Origin of the sequence: Lactiplantibacillus nangangensis, assembly GCF_005405065.1 — a bacterium.
In the GTDB taxonomy this organism is placed as follows: domain Bacteria; phylum Bacillota; class Bacilli; order Lactobacillales; family Lactobacillaceae; genus Lactiplantibacillus; species Lactiplantibacillus nangangensis.
Genome location: NZ_BJDI01000002.1, coordinates 196,340 through 213,593, shown reverse-complemented (window position 1 = coordinate 213,593; position 17,254 = coordinate 196,340). Strand labels below are relative to the sequence as shown.

Annotated in this window: 18 protein-coding genes; 1 reads left to right on the top strand and 17 read right to left on the bottom strand. The window is 45.0% G+C overall.

All coding sequences use genetic code 11. The annotated features are described in order from the left end of the window. The first annotated feature begins 92 nt into the window (after nt 1–92). Nucleotides 93–728: an RpiB/LacA/LacB family sugar-phosphate isomerase gene (locus FFM70_RS02665; protein WP_137615298.1), complete on the top strand. Its 636-nt coding sequence runs from the start codon at nt 93–95 to the stop codon at nt 726–728. A gap of 90 nt (nt 729–818) precedes the next feature. Here FFM70_RS02665 and FFM70_RS02660 read toward each other — a convergent pair whose 3' ends face one another. The 17 genes from FFM70_RS02660 to rnc form a co-directional block, all read right to left on the bottom strand. Continuing rightward, entirely contained in the window at nt 819–1,427 is a 609-nt protein-coding gene (locus tag FFM70_RS02660; protein WP_137615297.1) for a response regulator transcription factor, read from the bottom strand. Continuing rightward, nucleotides 1,424–2,533 carry a sensor histidine kinase gene (locus tag FFM70_RS02655; protein WP_223877422.1) on the bottom strand — a complete coding sequence of 370 codons (1,110 nt, stop codon included), beginning with the start codon at nt 2,531–2,533 and terminating at the stop codon, nt 1,424–1,426. Before FFM70_RS02655 ends, FFM70_RS02660 begins: the two co-directional genes overlap by 4 nt. After that, nucleotides 2,520–3,278: an ABC transporter permease gene (locus FFM70_RS02650; RefSeq protein ID WP_137615295.1), complete on the bottom strand. Its 759-nt coding sequence runs from the start codon at nt 3,276–3,278 to the stop codon at nt 2,520–2,522. The genes FFM70_RS02655 and FFM70_RS02650 overlap by 14 nt, the downstream gene beginning before the upstream one ends. Before the next feature lie 2 nt (nt 3,279–3,280). Then, the gene (locus FFM70_RS02645) at nt 3,281–4,162 is read right to left on the bottom strand and encodes an ABC transporter ATP-binding protein (protein ID WP_137615294.1); all 882 of its coding nucleotides are present in this window, start codon (nt 4,160–4,162) and stop codon (nt 3,281–3,283) included. A gap of 335 nt (nt 4,163–4,497) precedes the next feature. Continuing rightward, the gene (locus FFM70_RS02640; RefSeq protein WP_137615293.1) at nt 4,498–5,364 is read right to left on the bottom strand and encodes an SPFH domain-containing protein; all 867 of its coding nucleotides are present in this window, start codon (nt 5,362–5,364) and stop codon (nt 4,498–4,500) included. 190 nt (nt 5,365–5,554) lie between these two features. After that, nucleotides 5,555–5,941: a YxeA family protein gene (locus FFM70_RS02635; RefSeq protein ID WP_137615292.1), complete on the bottom strand. Its 387-nt coding sequence runs from the start codon at nt 5,939–5,941 to the stop codon at nt 5,555–5,557. Between the two features lie 200 nt (nt 5,942–6,141). Continuing rightward, a complete protein-coding gene (locus FFM70_RS14030; RefSeq protein WP_263390596.1) occupies nt 6,142–6,264 on the bottom strand; it encodes a hypothetical protein in 123 nt (40 codons plus the stop codon). Nucleotides 6,265–6,498: 234 nt separating this feature from the next. Beyond that, complete coding sequence (gene rplS / locus FFM70_RS02630) at nt 6,499–6,855, bottom strand: 50S ribosomal protein L19 (RefSeq protein ID WP_137615291.1); 357 nt, start codon at nt 6,853–6,855, stop codon at nt 6,499–6,501. 117 nt (nt 6,856–6,972) lie between these two features. Further along, on the bottom strand, nt 6,973–7,713 hold the full coding sequence (trmD, locus tag FFM70_RS02625; RefSeq protein WP_137615290.1) for a tRNA (guanosine(37)-N1)-methyltransferase TrmD: 741 nt from the start codon (nt 7,711–7,713) through the stop codon (nt 6,973–6,975). Then, a complete protein-coding gene (gene rimM / locus FFM70_RS02620; RefSeq protein ID WP_137615289.1) occupies nt 7,713–8,237 on the bottom strand; it encodes a ribosome maturation factor RimM in 525 nt (174 codons plus the stop codon). The genes trmD and rimM overlap by 1 nt, the downstream gene beginning before the upstream one ends. 519 nt (nt 8,238–8,756) lie before the next feature. Then, the gene (gene khpA, locus FFM70_RS02615; RefSeq protein WP_137615288.1) at nt 8,757–9,014 is read right to left on the bottom strand and encodes an RNA-binding protein KhpA; all 258 of its coding nucleotides are present in this window, start codon (nt 9,012–9,014) and stop codon (nt 8,757–8,759) included. 17 nt (nt 9,015–9,031) lie between these two features. Further along, complete coding sequence (rpsP, locus tag FFM70_RS02610) at nt 9,032–9,304, bottom strand: 30S ribosomal protein S16 (RefSeq protein WP_003638633.1); 273 nt, start codon at nt 9,302–9,304, stop codon at nt 9,032–9,034. A gap of 96 nt (nt 9,305–9,400) precedes the next feature. After that, entirely contained in the window at nt 9,401–10,855 is a 1,455-nt protein-coding gene (ffh, locus tag FFM70_RS02605) for a signal recognition particle protein (protein ID WP_137615287.1), read from the bottom strand. 23 nt (nt 10,856–10,878) lie between these two features. Then, nucleotides 10,879–11,226, bottom strand: coding sequence for a putative DNA-binding protein (locus FFM70_RS02600; protein WP_137615286.1), 348 nt, complete (start codon nt 11,224–11,226; stop codon nt 10,879–10,881). Nucleotides 11,227–11,370: 144 nt separating this feature from the next. After that, a complete protein-coding gene (ftsY, locus tag FFM70_RS02595) occupies nt 11,371–12,756 on the bottom strand; it encodes a signal recognition particle-docking protein FtsY (protein ID WP_137615285.1) in 1,386 nt (461 codons plus the stop codon). A gap of 20 nt (nt 12,757–12,776) precedes the next feature. After that, nucleotides 12,777–16,346, bottom strand: a complete 3,570-nt coding sequence (gene smc, locus FFM70_RS02590) for a chromosome segregation protein SMC (RefSeq protein ID WP_137615284.1) — start codon at nt 16,344–16,346, stop codon at nt 12,777–12,779. Between the two features lie 75 nt (nt 16,347–16,421). Then, the gene (gene rnc / locus FFM70_RS02585) at nt 16,422–17,117 is read right to left on the bottom strand and encodes a ribonuclease III (RefSeq protein ID WP_137615283.1); all 696 of its coding nucleotides are present in this window, start codon (nt 17,115–17,117) and stop codon (nt 16,422–16,424) included. Nucleotides 17,118–17,254: the final 137 nt, after the last annotated feature.

Below are 17,254 nucleotides of genomic sequence, written 5' to 3'. Positions count from 1 at the left end.
TCGAAAAAATCAGCTTAAATATTTAGTGTCGCTCACCAATTATTATTGTGATAGCGTTACAATTATTCTAGTAAATAAAAGGAGCGCTGCCTATGAAAGTTGCAGTGATCCAGGCTACCACGCAAATCGATAAAAACAACTTATTGTTCCAGGCTACCCAACAAGCTGCTGGAGCTGAGAATGAGGTGATTAACTTTGGTGTTTTTGAACACGATCCAAAGTTATCCTACGTTCAAGTCTCACTATTAGTTGGCCTACTGCTCAATACTAAAGCGGTCGACTATGTCATTACTGGTTGTAGTTCCGGCAATGGGATGGCAATTGCCTGCAATAGTTTGCCCAATGTCATTTGTGGTTATTTGCCCACACCTAGTGATGCCTACTTGTTTGGCCGCATCAATCACGGCAACTGCGCCTCACTACCGCTAGGCCTAAATTTCGGCTGGGCGGGTGAATTAAATCTCAAATTTACGCTGGAAAAGCTCTTTGATGGTCCCATGAATACTGGCTATCCGCAGGCAGCTTCTGAACGTAAAGAACATGACGCGCTGATGTTGCAAAATATTAAACAGTTGGCTCAGACTAATCTAATCGACACAATTAACCAAATTGATTCTGATTTTATGGCACCAATTTATCAAAAGCATGATGTCTTCGACTATATCTTCAAAAATGGCACAGATAAACAAGTGACACAACTAAAATCAATTATGCCAACCTGTAATTAACAAGACTTTTCCATTAAAAAAGTATCGACTCAGGATTTAAAAAATTCAAGTCGATGCTTTTGTATCAGTAGTTAGTAAAAATGACATTCCCTAGCTCAGCCATTTATTACGCTTAGCCACACTAATGGCCTCAAGTCGATTATGGACGCCAAGTTTGCTAAATATTGCCGACAAATAATTACGCACCGTGCCGGCAGATAAATAGAGTTCACTCGCAATCGCTTTCGTCGGCAGGCCTTGATCAGCCACTTTTAACACGGCCAGTTCACGATCAGTTAAGGGATTTTGGTCGGCAGATAACATATTGACCACTAATTCCGGCGCATAAAGTGTCTGCCCAAGCATCACTTTTCGAATCGCTGCAATCAGATCATCACTAGGACTATCCTTCAACAAATACCCCGCGACCTGTGCCTTAACTGCTCGCTCAAAGTAGGCCTTTTGCGCGAACGTCGTCAAAATAACAACCTTAGTCGTGAGCTGACTATTTTGAATCCGGTCGGCGACGTCTAAACCAGATAAGCCGGGCATTTCAATATCCAAAATTGCGACTTGGGGTTGTAATTGTTGTAGCTCGTCCCAAGCAGTTTGACCATCGCCCGCCGACCCGACGACATGTAAATCATCTTCCAGCTCTAATAACTGTGTCAAGGCAGAATTCAGCATACTCTGATCTTCCGCCAAATAAATTGTGATCATTGAAGTGCCTCCTCTTTGGGTAACGTTAAAATCAATCTGGTTCCCCGACCGACCGGTTTAATTTCAAACGTCCCGTGTGCCTCAAATAAACGGGTTCGCATGCCTGTAATCCCATTCGCACCTGCACGTTCTAATGAGCCACCCCGGCCATTATCTTGAACCACAACTTGATACTGCACAGTCGTTTCACTAAAATTCAACTGAACTTGATGAGCATGCGCATGCCGTATCACATTGGTCAGTGCTTCGACCAGTGTCGCGGAAAACACTCCTTGAACCACCGTCGGCCACTTAACCGCTTGCTTTTCACCAGTGGTCACCAACCAAACATTGGCGGCCAACAAATTCCGATTCTGTTCAAGTAAGACTTCACTAATCGACTTCTGATGAAGGTCATTTACAATCGAGCGGACTAATTGTAAGTTTTCCCGACTGGTTCGCGCAATATCGTCAAGTTCAGGGCCAACCTTCTCTGGTGCTTTGACCAGTAACTTTTTAGCCAGCTCTGTTTTCAATGTAATCATCGAAAAGCTTTGACCAAGTGTATCGTGCAAGTCCCGGGCAATCCGTTCACGTTCATCACGTTGCACAACTGACTGTAGCCGCCGATTGGTTTGACGAAGTTGCCGCTGTCGAATAATCGACCGAGAAAACGTGTAGGCCATTAATGGTGATAGAAGCGGAAACACTAATCCCATCACTTCAATGTTATGCCAACTAGGATTCGAGTAATAGACTTCAACCAGACTGGTTAAAATAAACCCATAGTAAGCCGTCAAGAACCAATAGAAATACTTTTTAGGACGTTGTGCCAAAATAAATGAAACTTGCCAACCTGGAAAAATAATCAAGTAATTATTTCCCCCAAAGACTGAAAACATCCCAGTGATGAGTAACTCCAGCGGAATTGTCACCGGTCGCCAGGCCTCTTTTTCGACAACTAAAACATACAAAATTAAGAAAACGGCCAATAAACTCAGCCAAAACCAGGCTTGAATCGTTTTGACCGGTAAATAAATTGCGACTGAATAAGGCAAATAACCGAGCCAAATATAACTATCCCATTCAAGGTTCTTAACGCGCGCCAGCCACTTAGGCTTTGACAACCCCATCACCCCGTTTAAGTAATTGGCGGGTTTCAAAAATCACAAGCACTAACAGGACCCCAATCCAAGCACTCACACCAATCACATTTGTTGTTTTAAGTGTAGCATGAGTCGCCACTGCGCCCAACCAATTGTTCACAAAATAAGTTGGCATTAACTTGCCGATTGGTTGTAGCCAGCTTGGCAACATTGACATCGGCCACCATAGCCCGCTAACAATCGCCATCGGAAATGTAATGAGGTTACTAACGATACTTAACGTTTCTGGCCGGTTGAGAAATGAGATTGCGACACCCATCAGCAAGGTTGGTATTTGACCAACCAACGCAACCCCCGCCACCGAAAACCATTGTCCGAGCGTTAAGCTGACATGATTGACAACGACTGCGAGCATTCCTAACACTACAATCGCAATGCCATTCATCACCATGCTCCAGAATCCTACCGACAAATAATACGGTTGCACTCCTGATGGCGTCAGTTGATACCATTGGAGTAGCCCTTTTTCACGATCATGCATTAAGATTAAGGCAATCCCGAATAACGCGTTAATCGTGCCACTATACACAATCATGCTTGCCATATACTGCAAACTAAAACTCACTGGGACCGTGCCTGACACCATCACTTTGGTAAATAGTAAGTAGAAACCGGCGGGCATTAAGATTGAGAAAAATTGAAATGAAAAATTCCGTAAAATCAGCCGCCGACCATCAAACTTTAATTGTGCTAAAAATGGTTTCATGATTAGACCTCCTTGGTTAAGTGGACAAAAATAGTGGCTAATGATTCTCGGTTGATCGTTACTTGCTGCAAGTGTGATAAATATGGGACCAGCGCCCGTAACGTTTTATCGCCATCCGTGCTACTCATTTGGACAACTTGATTGATTTGCGACACTGCCGTCACCCCAGCCAATGCCTCAAAAGTTGTCAAAGCTAATGACGTTTGAAAACTAATTTCGACCTGTTGATATTGCCGCTGCAACTCGGCCAACGTTCCTTGAAAAATAAAGCGACCATCTTGGAGTAACAGGATCCGATCGGCCACTTGCTCAATCTCAGGTAAATAGTGGCTCGTAATAATCACTGTTTTACCTTGTGCTTTTAATGCCTTGACGCGTGCCCAAAAAGCTTGCTGGGCATTGGTGTCCATACCCACTGTTGGTTCGTCCAAAAATAAGAGCTTAGGATTGCCAATCAGTGCTAACGCAAAGGTGACACGCCGTAACTGACCACCTGATAAAGTTGTTAATTGTTGTTGTGATAGCTCAGTCAATGCTAAATCGGCCATTAATTGCTTCGGCTGTAGCGCTGTCGGATAATGCGTCACTGCCATGGTTAACAATTCCACTACCGTGACTCCACGAATCGGCAAATCGCCCTGTAACATTGAGCCAATATTTCGCTTGGTTAACGGTCCCCCGGGTACCTGATCGAACAAGGTTAAATGACCACTTTTCTTCGCCCGCACCCCCAGCAACAAGTTCAAAAGTGTCGTTTTTCCAGCCCCATTTTTCCCAATTAAACCAATAATTTCACCAGGATTAATGGTTAAATTAATATCTTTTAAAATGGCCTGCTCGCCATAACTAAAACTCACATGTTCTGCCTGAATAATTGGTTGCATCTCTTCATCCCCCTTGAATAACTATTAGCTTAGCAGGATGGCTATGTTGTCGGTAGTTCACTTTGTCATGAGTTTCAAGTGACAAATGTCATGGTTTAACTGTTATTGCATGGAAAACTAGTTTATCAAATGACCACTTGAGGAACTTATCTGCTTTAAGCCCGAGTACATCACTCGTTTCGATGATTTAAATAACGATTTTAGCTAATACACATTGCGCGAAAACCTAGTAAATGAAAATTCAACCAAAACTTCACCACAAAAAGAACCGGCCCTCTTTTTCAGAGAGCCGGTTCTAAATTTAAAGTGCTATAATCATTGATATGACAACGTTTCTACTCCACCTTCGAAGTATTAACAACTGGCTGTGTCCCACGCTCAGATATAATGGTGACCATCATATTATTGATCAGTTGTAATTTTTTATCATCCGACAACTGCATCCCAGTGTCTTTTTCCAAACGTTGAATGGTGTCTTCTGTGATAGACACCGCCCCTTCAACAATGACCTTCCGCGCAGATAAGATAGCGGATGATTGTTGACGCTGTAACATGGCACTCGCAATTTCAGTGGCATAAGCCAAATGAGTCAAACGGGTCTCCACGATTTCAACCCCGGCGACGTTCAAACGTTCCTGTAATTCTTCAGTCAGACGATCTGAAACTTCGGTTGGGTTACTCCGCAAAGTCACTTTTTTACCATCATCAAACGTATCATAAGGATATTCCGAAGCGACGTGTCGTACTGCGGATTCGGTTTGAATCTCAACAAATTGTTCATAATCGTCAACCGCAAATAGTGCCATGCTGGTGTCGACCACTTTAAACACGATAACAGCCGCAATTTCAACCGGATTCCCACGTAAATCGTTCACTTTCAAAATGGCACTATTAAAGTTGCGGACACGTAACGAAATCGAAAATTTACTCGTCAATGGCACGGTCATAAATAAGCCGGAATCTCGAATCGTCCCAATATATTTACCAAAGAAGGTTAAGACGCGCGCCTCATTTGGGCCAACGATAGTTAATGAACTTGCTCCCAAACCGGCAACAATGAGCAACAGGCCGCCTAAAATGACGGTTACAATCTGATCACTGACACTCCCTTGCCAAATCAACCAGCCACCAAAGAGTACAAACAAGATGGCTAAGACTAGTCCAATATAACCATTAATATGAAAAACTTCTTTTTCCTTCATAGTTAAACACCCCTCCATAACTGTAAGTATACGCGTCATTGAACAGCATGCCCAATCACTGAGACCATTATAGTTTTACTATTATCCGCCATCATCCTGGAAGTCTTTACCGTTTCATTCTTTTACTTACAAACAGCATTCAAAAGCCCGTCAATTCAAAATTAGCTCATAATTGAAGGCTTAGTTGGTTTTAATTGCCTAATTGATTACGAACTGGCACTGGTAAGTGTTTCAAATTTTTGACCGGTTCATAGTTGGTGATGCCATAATGTGTATTAACCGTCACCTTAACAATTTTACTCTTGCTAAATGGCGCTGGTGCCACCGCATCCGACTTAAACTTAATCTGACGCTTCGCCCCATGCCGATTAATTCCTATCCCTAAATAAGTGTGTCCCGTACCCACAACCCCCGTGGGCATTGTTACTGAATAAGAATTCAGTGCTTTGCCGTTTTGTACATAATAAGTTTCCCCACCGTAACGGTAGACCATCCACCAAATATTCAAACCGACGACCGCAATCAACAAGCCAATCTCCACTGCACCAATCAACCACTCACGCCTCTGTTTGGTCACTTTTCGCCACTCTCCATCTCTCTAGTTTAAGTTAACTTGAGTATAGATAATGACTTAGCTGGAAACAAGTGATATTTTGAAACAAATTAATTTGTAAAAATCAAAAATTGGTCGATATTGTTCAACCGCCTAACCGACCGGATTAAGCATTGATGGGAATAAAAAAGTCGCAATCGAGTCAACCTCAATTGCAACCAGGTTTATTTCCGTCGTTTCCATAACCACACCACACCAAAAATTACTGCCGTAAGCCCAGTACTAACCGCGAGCCAAATCATAATCGACTCTTCCAAGACTGGATTGAGGCTTAATAACGTCTTCACCTATCCTAACCTCCACACCACAATTTGCGATATTCCTAGGCAATTACGGCTGTTGACGAGGCACTTGCTAGGATCCCCACATCTTGAAATATCGTGACTAATTTTATCATATCATTATTTTTTCAAAAGTTAACTAAAGGCCACAAAAAAATCGATCACCGAAATTAATCAGTAACCGATTCTTGGACCTAATCCGTGACCTAAGCCACCAAATTAAGTTTAACTTGCTTTGATTTAGCCGCGACGACGTTCTGGAATCCGAGCAGCCTTACCATGTAAGTCGCGTAAGTAGTACAACTTAGCACGACGTACCCGACCTTGACGTACAACATCAATAGCCGCTACACGAGGTGTGTGTAATGGGAAAGTCCGTTCAACACCGACACCGTTACTGATCTTACGAACAGTATAGGTTTCGCTGATACCTGAACCGTGACGTTTGATAACGACACCTTCAAATAATTGGATCCGTTCACGAGTGCCTTCAACAACACGGGCGTGAATACGAACAGTATCTCCAGGGCGGAAATTAGGAATATCCGTACGGAGTTGGTCATTGGTGATCTTTTCGATCAATTGGTTTTGACGCATAGTTTTGTTTCTTCCTTTCGCCGATATTCGTGACAGCTTTGGTCAGCGGAATGTCGTTAATGGGCATGATAGCCAATAAATAGATTAACATAATCTGTTAGCTGGTGCAAGGATTCTTTATAAATCGTCTGCATCTGCCTTAATATCTGCCAACATTTGACGAGCCTTACCACTCAACTTCAAGTCTTTTAGCATATCTGGACGCCGTTCATAGGTTCGCTTTAAAGCTTGCTCTAAGCGCCAGTCATCGATTTTACCGTGGTCACCGCTCAGCAAGATGTCTGGGACCTTTAGCCCCCGAAAATCGGCTGGACGCGTATATTGAGGATATTCTAATAACCCACTTGAGAACGAGTCGCCAGGCGCCGATTCAGAATTACCCAGCACGCCGGGAATCAAACGGACGGTCGCATCGATCATGACCATGGCGCCCAATTCACCACCGGTCAAGACGTAGTCCCCTAAAGAGACTTCATCGGTCACCAGTGAGCGAATACGTTCGTCATAGCCCTCATAATGGCCACAGATAAACGTCAAGTGATCTTCCTTGGCAAAGTCCTCCGCAACAGTCTGATTGAACTGGTAACCCGCTGGATCGAGTAAAATGACCCGGCCTTTCGCTGGATGCTTTTCTTCGACAGCCGCTAACGCATCAAAAATCGGTTGGGGTTGCAGCAACATGCCGGCACCGCCACCATATGGGTAGTCGTCAACATGATTGTGTTTATCCGTCGTATAATCGCGAAAATCCGTCACCCCAACGTCGATCAAGTCATTTTCAACCGCGTTACCGATCATCGATTCATGTAATGGCCCATCGAACATGTGCGGAAATAAGCTTAAAATATCAATCCGCATTAATCGATCAATCCTTCCATCAATTCAATCGTCACGGTACCAGCGTCTAAATCAACCTTTTTGATGACTTGCGGAATCTTAGGTAACAGGACATCAGCTTGCCCATGGTCGCGTTGGACGACCCAGACATCGTTAGCCCCAGGCGACATAATTTCCTTAATTTTACCGATTGTTTCGCCTTCAGTTGTTACTACTTTAAGACCAATAATCTGGTGATAGTAATATTCACCGGCTGGTAGGTCCTGCAAAGCTTCGGCAGCGACTTTTAACGTCCAGCCTTTATACTTTTCGACGTCATTAATGTTATCAAGCCCTTTAAATGTCAGGAAAAAGAGCCCTTTTTGTTCGCGCGCCTTTTCAATCGTTAACGGAATGCCACCAGTCGTGTCGTCCACGTTTTTAAATAAAATCAGCTTTTCCCCTTTAACGAATCGTTTTTCAGGAAAGTCGGTGATGACCACAACTTTCACTTCACCACGAATGCCATGGGTATTAACTAAGGTACCTACTCGAAAATAATCCATTTAATCCTCCTTATATTTGACCATTATTTTTGTAATTAAAGGTTGAAAGTATCAAAGCTGCCATGAAATACTAGCGTTGATTATGACTAAAATGGCCTTATACGGATTATCAGCTCCGACAAGCAGAATCAATTTTCGTGTCTCAACGCCACGCCGACTATCCCTGTCGACACAGCCACAAATTCTGACTGATCTCGCTAAATATCTAAATAACTGACAATCACTCAAAGCAGTTAGCTAGCTGTAGGTTGTTGTTGATGGCATCGGCCGTGTGGGTGGCGTTTGACCGGCGACTTTCCGGTCTTACACCACGGACCGGCCGGGAGACTTGCGGTTTACGCAGGTCTTCCGGGCGAGGGACAAGACGTTTCTCAGGCTTGTCCCGGTCCCTCGGCCGCATGTTATCAACAACAATCGGAAGCGACAATTATCAACTATCCTTCACAGTCGGATGAACCAGTTATTTTCAACCTTTTGTTTGTAATAAAAAAGCTCTCGAACAAAACATTACTGCTTCGCTCAAGAGTTTTTTTTCTGTCCATCTTCGATCGTAAGACGAACTCGTTTAGGTCCTGAAACTCGGACACTATACACAATCGTCCGAATTGCCGAAGCAACGCGTCCTTGTCGGCCAATGACCCGACCGATATCCTCAGGATTAACCGTTAAGTTATATTCCAAGTAACGAGTGGTTTCTTTGAAATCAATCGCAATATCGGCAGGATATTGAACCAACGGTGTGACGACCGTTTTGATTAAAGCTTTAATATCTGCCATGATCTATTACCGCTTTATTATTTAGTGAACTTAGCTTCATGATACTTCTTCATGATACCGGCTTTAGATAAGATATTCTTAACCGTATCTGAAGGTTGTGCACCATTGTTCAACCAACCGAGGATATCTTCCTCTTCAAGTTTAACTTGGGCTGGTTCTGTAAGTGGGTTGTATGTGCCGACTTGGGCGATAAAACGACCATCACGTGGTGAACGTGAATCAGCGACAACAATCCGGTAAAATGGATTTTTCTTTGAACCCATCCGCTTTAGACGAATCTTGACTGACATTTAAACACCTCCCGAATTCTTTAACAGGTAATAATATACCAGTAAATCAATAGCTTGTAAAGGTTTTTTTCTTGACAGGCTAAAAATAGTTTCAAATTAGTGTTTACGACGGCGCATTGCCTTGGCTAAACGTTTCTTTTTATTCTTTTTGGTCGTGCGGACCATCCGCTTCATGGCCATTTGCTGCATCTTGCCACCAAGACCGCCACCACCACCGGCACCGCCCATTAGCCCTTCCATCCCAGAAAAGTTTCCTTTGGACATTTGATTCATCATTTTTTTCGTTTGATTGAATTGTTTGATCATACGGTTCACTTCATGAATTGGCCGACCAGAACCAGCCGCAATCCGTCGCCGCCGCGATGGATTTAAGACATCAGGGTCCGCTTTTTCTTGGGGCGTCATCGAGTAAACAATGGCCCGAATGTGGGCGACATCTTTTGGATCCATGTTGATATTCTTCATGGCAGGATTATTAGCCATCCCGGGAATCATCTTCATGATGTCTTCCATGTTCCCCATTTTGTCAACTTGATCCAACTGATCCAAGAAGTCATTGAAGTCGAACGTGTTTTCTTGGATCTTGCGATTCATTTGTTCGGCTTCTTTTTCATCGTACTGTTGTTGCGCCTTTTCAATCAGCGTCAACATGTCACCCATACCTAAGATCCGATCAGCCATTCGGTCGGGATGGAAGACATCGAGGTCGGTCATCTTTTCACCTTGACCAACGAACTTGATTGGTTTCCCAGTCACGGCTCGAATCGATAAGGCGGCCCCACCACGGGTATCCCCATCTAACTTCGTTAAAACGACCCCAGTGACATCAAGCTTCTGATCAAAGCCCTCGGCCGTATTGACCGCGTTTTGACCAGTCATGGCATCGATGACTAATAGAATTTCGTCAGGATGCACTAAATCTTTGATATTGGCTAATTCAGTCATCAATTGTTCATCGATTTGTAAACGACCAGCCGTATCAATGAAGACGTAATCGTTGTGATTAGCTTCGGCTTCAGCCATCCCTTGACGGACGATTTCGACTGGATCAACATCTGTCCCCATCTCAAAAACGGGCACGCCAATTTGCTGGCCGACCTGTTGCAATTGTTGAATCGCGGCTGGCCGATAAACGTCGGCAGCAATCATTAAGGGACGGGCATTCTGTTCATTCTTGAGTTTTAACGCCAGTTTCCCGACAGTCGTCGTTTTCCCAGCCCCTTGGAGCCCGGCCATCATGATCACCGTTGGAATCTTCGGCGATTTGTTCAACGGTACTGCCGTTTCACCCATCGTCTTCGTTAATTCTTCGTTAACGATCTTTACAATTTGTTGGGCTGGATTTAACCCTTCGAGGACTTTTGCCCCCAAAGCACGTTCCCGCACCGTTTTGACGAAATCTTTGACAACGGTAAAGTTAACGTCGGCTTCTAATAACGCCAGACGAATTTCACGCATGGTGTCTCTTAAATCACTTTCGGAAACTTTCCCTTTCCGTCGGAGATTGGTCATTGCTTTTTGTAAACGTTCTGTTAGGCCTTCAAATGCCATCAGTGTTCACCTAACCTTCATTTTTATTCTGAGTCAGCTTCTAAGTTGACTAGTTGTTGAATCATTTTAATTAACGTCGCATCACCGTGATAGTGCTGCTTGATATACGCCGAAATCGCGTCGACCTCATGATTACGTTCCACAAATGCTTGATATAAATGCAATTTAGCTTCGTAACCTTCGAGAATCTTTTCTGTGCGTTTGATATTATCGTACACCGCCTGGCGCGAGACCGAAAATTCTTCGGCAATTTCCCCTAAGGAATAATCATCACCGTAATACAGCTGAATATAAGACTTTTGCTTATTGGTCAGCAGTGGTTCGTAGAATTCAAATAAAGAATTGATGCGGTAATTTTTTTCAATTTCCATGGGACGCTCCTTTGGGGACAAAATAACTAATTGCACACTAACTTAGATTACCGATTTTTGCTTGAAACGTCAACTCTCAGCCGTTAGTTTCAAGCAAAAAAGAAGAACGATCTTCCGCTGACCGAAAAACCGTTCTCAATACCGTTAACCGGCAATCACATCTTTAAATAAACCATAAACAAAGTCGTTCGCATTAAATGGCCGCAAATCGGTCACTTTTTCGCCTAGACCCACATACTTCACCGCTAAGTGCAGCTCGTTTCGAATGGCTAGGACAATCCCACCACGGGCAGTCCCATCTAGTTTTGTCAGGACGATTCCGGTCACCGCCGTCGACTGTTTGAACAATTTTGCTTGGTTCAACGCATTTTGACCGGTGGTTGCGTCTAAGACTAACAAGACTTCTTGGGGCGCCGCTGGAATCTCACGCGTAATGACCCGTTTGATTTTTTCCAGTTCGTTCATCAAGTTAACCTTATTTTGTAACCGGCCAGCCGTGTCGACGAATAAAATATCGTAATCTTCCGCCTTGGCCTTTTTGACTGCATCAAAACAAACCGAAGCAGGATCACTCTTTTCAGGCCCTGCGACAACGTCAACGCCATCCCGTTCACCCCAAACTTGGAGTTGTTGAATGGCCCCAGCCCGGAACGTGTCACAAGCCGCTAGTAAAACTTTCTTACCTTGCTGCTTGTACATGTTCGCCATTTTACCAATCGTCGTCGTTTTACCGGCACCATTGACGCCGACAAATAAAATAACCGTCGGGCCAGATTTGGCTAAGTGGATTGAATTATCCTCGCCACGACCAGCTTCGCCATACATATCAACGAGCTTTTCAACGATCACACTGGAAAGTTCTTTTTTACTTTTCGCGTTTTGGAGTTTGGCTTCATCTCGCAATTCATCACTGATCCGCATCGCCGTTTCATAGCCGACATCCGATTCGATCAGCGTATCTTCAAGTTCATCGAAGAACCCTTCATCAACGTGACGGAAGTTGGCGAGGAAGGCATTGATGCGATCCCCGAAAGTTTTCCGAGACTTTTTCAACCCTTCGTCATAACGCTCCGCTTCCGTTGGTTCTGCGTCTGCTGCTGGTGCTGTCGATGCAGCTGAGTCGACCGTCTCGTTGGCAACTGAAGACTCTGGCGCCATTGATTCAGCAACAGCACTCGTTTCAGTAGCCACACTTGTCGCTGATTCAGCAGCACTAGCGGTCACGGCAGCTGACGTCACAGTTGCTGGCGCTGTCGATTCAGCGCTAACGGGTGCTGATGACTCACTTTCGTTGGCAACGGGTGTCTCTGAAATCGCAGGGGCTTCGGATGCCACCGGGGCTTCAGAACTCGCAGCTGAACTGTCAGTTACCGCCGCAACAGTGCTACTGACTACGGTATTAGCACTACTAGTGGCTGTTTCAGCTTGGCTGGCCGTACTGTCAGCCGCATCACTGGCAGCCGAGGTCGCTTGTGAGTCGGCGGATTCTGGTAAACTAAATGCTTTCTTGAGGCGACTAAATAATCCCATCTTTAATACTCCCCTTTAGATTAATTTTTGAGTTTCGAACTAGCTTTCAAGTCATCTAACGAAACTGAGACCATCTTCGAAACACCGGATTCTTCCATTGTCACGCCGTATAATACGTTGGCGTGCATCATGGTCCCTTTCCGGTGCGTGATGATCACAAACTGGGTTCCCGTCTGGAAATCCTGCAAATATTGGCTAAAACGATCGACGTTGGCGTCATCCAAAGCAGCTTCCGCCTCGTCCAAAATACTGAATGGCACCGGCCGAACTGCCAAAATAGCAAATAGCAACGTAATCGCTGTCAAGGCCCGTTCCCCACCGGATAACAAACTCAACCGCTGGAACTTTTTGCCAGGTGGCTGCGCCATGATGTCGACGCCACTAGTCAACAGGTGCTCTGGATCCGTGAGAATCAGCTCAGCCTTGCCGCCACCGAACATTTGCACAAAAATCGCACTAAATTCGGTCGCAACTTGATCAAAAGCGGTCTTAAAACGAGTCACGACCGTTTCGTCCAAATCGGCCATCGTCTGTAACAGATCCGCCTTCGACCGTTTCAAATCATCCGCCTGCTTGGTCAAGAAATCATCACGCTCGGCCAATTCGTCGAAGGCTTGAATCGCGCCTAAGTTGACCGTCCCAATTTCGTCCAGACCACGCTTCAATAATTTTAATTGTTCTTCGAGTTCTGATAATGCTAAGTCACTGATATCGGCTTGGGCCGCGGCTAAAGTGAGGCTGTACTTTTCACTCAAATCAGCCGTCGCGTGGTCAACTTCACCCGTCAATTTAGTTTGACTTAATTCTAAGCGACGATAATCATCTGTCGCGGCCGCTAACAGTTGTTGCGTCCGCGTTTGAACAGTCGTCAAATCGGCTAAGGCATCATTGGCTTGTGTCAGTTTAGCCTGCACCGTGGTTTGTTTAGCGACAACTTCCGCTTGGGTAGCTTTGGCTTTCGCTAGGATCGTCGTCCGTTCTTTGACGGATAACTGCTGATTAACCAACGTTTTTTGAACCGTTTGTAACTCGTTTTCGGTCTGAGTTTGCGCTGCTTGTTGCGACCTCAATTGTTGGTCCGTCTGCGTCAGCTGTGCTTGCGTTTGCTTGGCATGCTCTTGAAGCACGAGCACTTGATCACGTTGCGCTCGTAGCTCACCAGCTTGCTGTTGTTGATAAGCCGTGTAGTCCGCTTGTTGTTGCTGAATGGTGGCCATTTGCTGCATATAATCAGCCAACTTGGCCTGATTTTCAGCCGTTGCTTGCTGGTTACGTGCCACCTGAGCCTCATAGCTGCTATCTTCGTCAGCGTGCTGTGACTGCTCGTAAGTCAATGCTTTAACTTGCCGTGAGAGTTGCGTCAAAGCCGCTTGCGCAGTTTGTAATTTTGCTTGTGCTTGGCTAGCCTGATCCTTTAGATCACTCAACTTTTGCTGACTGGCTTCACCAGCCGTGGTCAAGTCATCAGTAGCAGTCTTAGTTGCTTTTAACTGTTCTTCACTGGCTTTTAAAGCCGCGTTCATTTTTTCGACATCCGCCGCTAATTGTTCCGTGCGTTGCTGCTGTTGAAGCACACCCCGGTCACCATGCATGGTGGCACCACCGGTAATCGCCCCACTGGCCGCAATCGTTTCACCGTCAATCGTCACTAATTTACAACGAAAACGTCGTGTCCGCGAAATGGCCAACGCGTGGTCTAACGTATCCACGATCACCGTTGTCCCGAGTAGATAACGTTTAATGGCGACATACGGCTGCGCACAAGTCACAAGCTCACTTGCGACACCCAGAACCCCAGCTTGCTGTTGCAATGCTTGTGCTGTTGCAACGGGTAGTTGACGCGCTTCAATCCGTTCAACGGGTAAAAAGGTCGCTCGACCAGCGTGGTGTTGCTTTAAGAAAGCCACGACTGCTTTGGCCGTTTGTTGCGTATCACAAACCAAGTTTTGAACTTGACCACCAAGCGCAATTTCGACTGCTTTCGTATAGTTAGCCGGAATCGTTAACAGTTCAGAAACAGCGCCGGCGACACCTGGAAATTGTTGCCGATGCTCCAAAGCCGCTCGAACACCAGCATAGAAGCTTGTATACCGTTCTTGAGCCGACTGTAACGTCTCTAACTGTGACTTAGCTTTTTCACGTAAGCCTAACGCCGCATAATAATTGTGTTGCTGGTCGTCATACTTAGTCGCATTGGCTCGGTAGTCAGCCCGTTGTTTGGCTAACAATTGGGTCTGCGCCGTCACTTGGTTCTTCAACTCGCTCAACTGATAATTCTCAGTATCAACTGTCGTCTTAGCCTGTGCCAACTCAGCTTGCGCCGCTGACAACCGTTGCGTGGTCGCGTCAGTTTGTGAACCAGCTTGTTGGTGTTGTTTCACCAAATTTTTAGCTTCATTTTTCAACGATGCCTCAACTTGCTTTTCATCAACGAAAGCCGCGCGTACTTGCTCCAACTGGTCCGCTAATTGTTGCCGGCCAGCCTCACTAGTTGCCGTCGTCAGTTTTTGGACGTTTGCCCGCAAGGTTTTAAGCTGTTGCTGTTGATCCGCAAGTTTAACCGTTAACTGCTGCTTTTGAGCCGTCAAGGTAGCGACCGCGTCTTTAGCAGTCGCTAACGCCGTCGTTAAGCGTTCCTGTGTCGCTTGCTGATTTTGGCGCCGTTCCGCATCGACCCCTTGTTGACCTTGCGTATTTTCAATCGTTTTAGTCAACTCGAGATTTTTGGCAGCCAAGTCGTCTTTTGTTTGTAGAGCCGCTGCTTGGTCACTTTTCAGTTGGGCCAACTGTGTCGCCCCAGCGTCAACTTGTTCCTGATAACGTTGTACTAAACCCTTTGCTTGGCCTAATTGCTGATTAACTTTGACCAATTGATTGTGCGCAATCGTCACCTTTTGTACTAGGCGCGAGCGGTCTAAATAATCATATTTCTGTTTTTGATCCTGATAATCGTGAGCCAAACTAGCTTGTTCTTCTAATGGACCACGTTGTTGATCGAGTTCCGCAATAATATCAGTGATCCGATTGAGGTTATCCGTCGTGTCTGCCAAGCGTGCCTCGGTGGTCTGTTTATCTTTTTTGTACTTCAAAACACCGGCAACATCCTCAATGATGCTCCGTCGTTCTTCCGGCTTAGCGTTGAAGACGGCTTCGACCCGCCCCTGCGAAATCACTGAAAATGAATCCTTACCCAGACCCGTATCAATCATTAAATTCGTAATATCTTTTAAGCGGCAGGCCTGATTATTGATCAGATACTCACTGTCCCCATTGCGAAATAACTTCCGCGTAATGCTGACTTCCGCATAATCTAGGGGCAAAAAGTGGTCACTGTTATCAAAGGTAATAGTGACCTTGGCCATATTGAGACGTTTACGATGATCTGAGCCCGCGAAAATAACATCCGTCATCTTAGTGCCCCGTAAACTTTTAACCGCTTGTTCACCTAAGACCCAGCGAATCGCTTCAATGATATTACTCTTACCGCTACCGTTTGGGCCAACAATGCCAGTCATTCCGGCTTGAAAATCAATTTTTGTTTTATCGGCAAAAGACTTAAAACCGCTGATTTCTAATGATTTAAGTTGCATTCGACACAAACTTCCTGTAATTATTAATCGTTATTTTTCTAAAGCTTCTAAAATTTAAGGCAGTAGCAATAGACGCTATTTTTGTTGCAATTGCGTATACGCTTGACGAGCGGCACTTTGTTCGGCTTCTTTTTTGGAGTGGCCGCGACCTTCACCAATCTTGCGCCCGTTCGCTGAAACCGCAATTTCATACGACCGTTCGTTGGCTGGCCCATCTTGTTCAACAAGTTCGTAATCAATCTCGACATCACCAGCTTGTTGCAAATATTCCTGTAACGTCGTTTTATAATCAAAGACACCGTCAAAGCGGCCTTCATCCAACTTAGGAAAAATCACCTGATGGATGAATTTCAAGACTGGTTCGCGGCCTTGATCTAAATATAGCGCCCCAACGAATGATTCAAAAATATCACAAAGTAAGGAATCTCGTTCCCAGGCTTTGGCTTTTTGTTCGCCTTTACCTAAGCGAATATACTGTGGAAAGTCACACTCACGCGCGAAGCTGGCAAAACTATCTTCACAGACCATTGCCGCTCGCAGGCGAGTCAACTTGCCTTGGGGCATGTCTTTATAACGTTTGTATAAATACTCAGAAACCGCTAATTCTAAGACGGCATCCCCCAAAAATTCGACTCGTTCATAGTACTTCAATTTTTGATCTTGGTGTTCGTTGACATATGACGCTTGGGTGAACGCTTCTGCTAATAGCTCAGGATTCTTAAAAGTAATCCCAAAACGTTCCTCTAACATTGCTGCTAACTCGGTTATCATAGTTGACATCCTTTCTTTTTGGTAAAACCCGATACGTTAAACTATTATACTATGGTTAGCTAGTGATTAACAATTTTTTGTTAATGACGGTAATTAAAAAGCAGACCAGTTTGGCCTGCTTTTTAATTTAGTCGCTC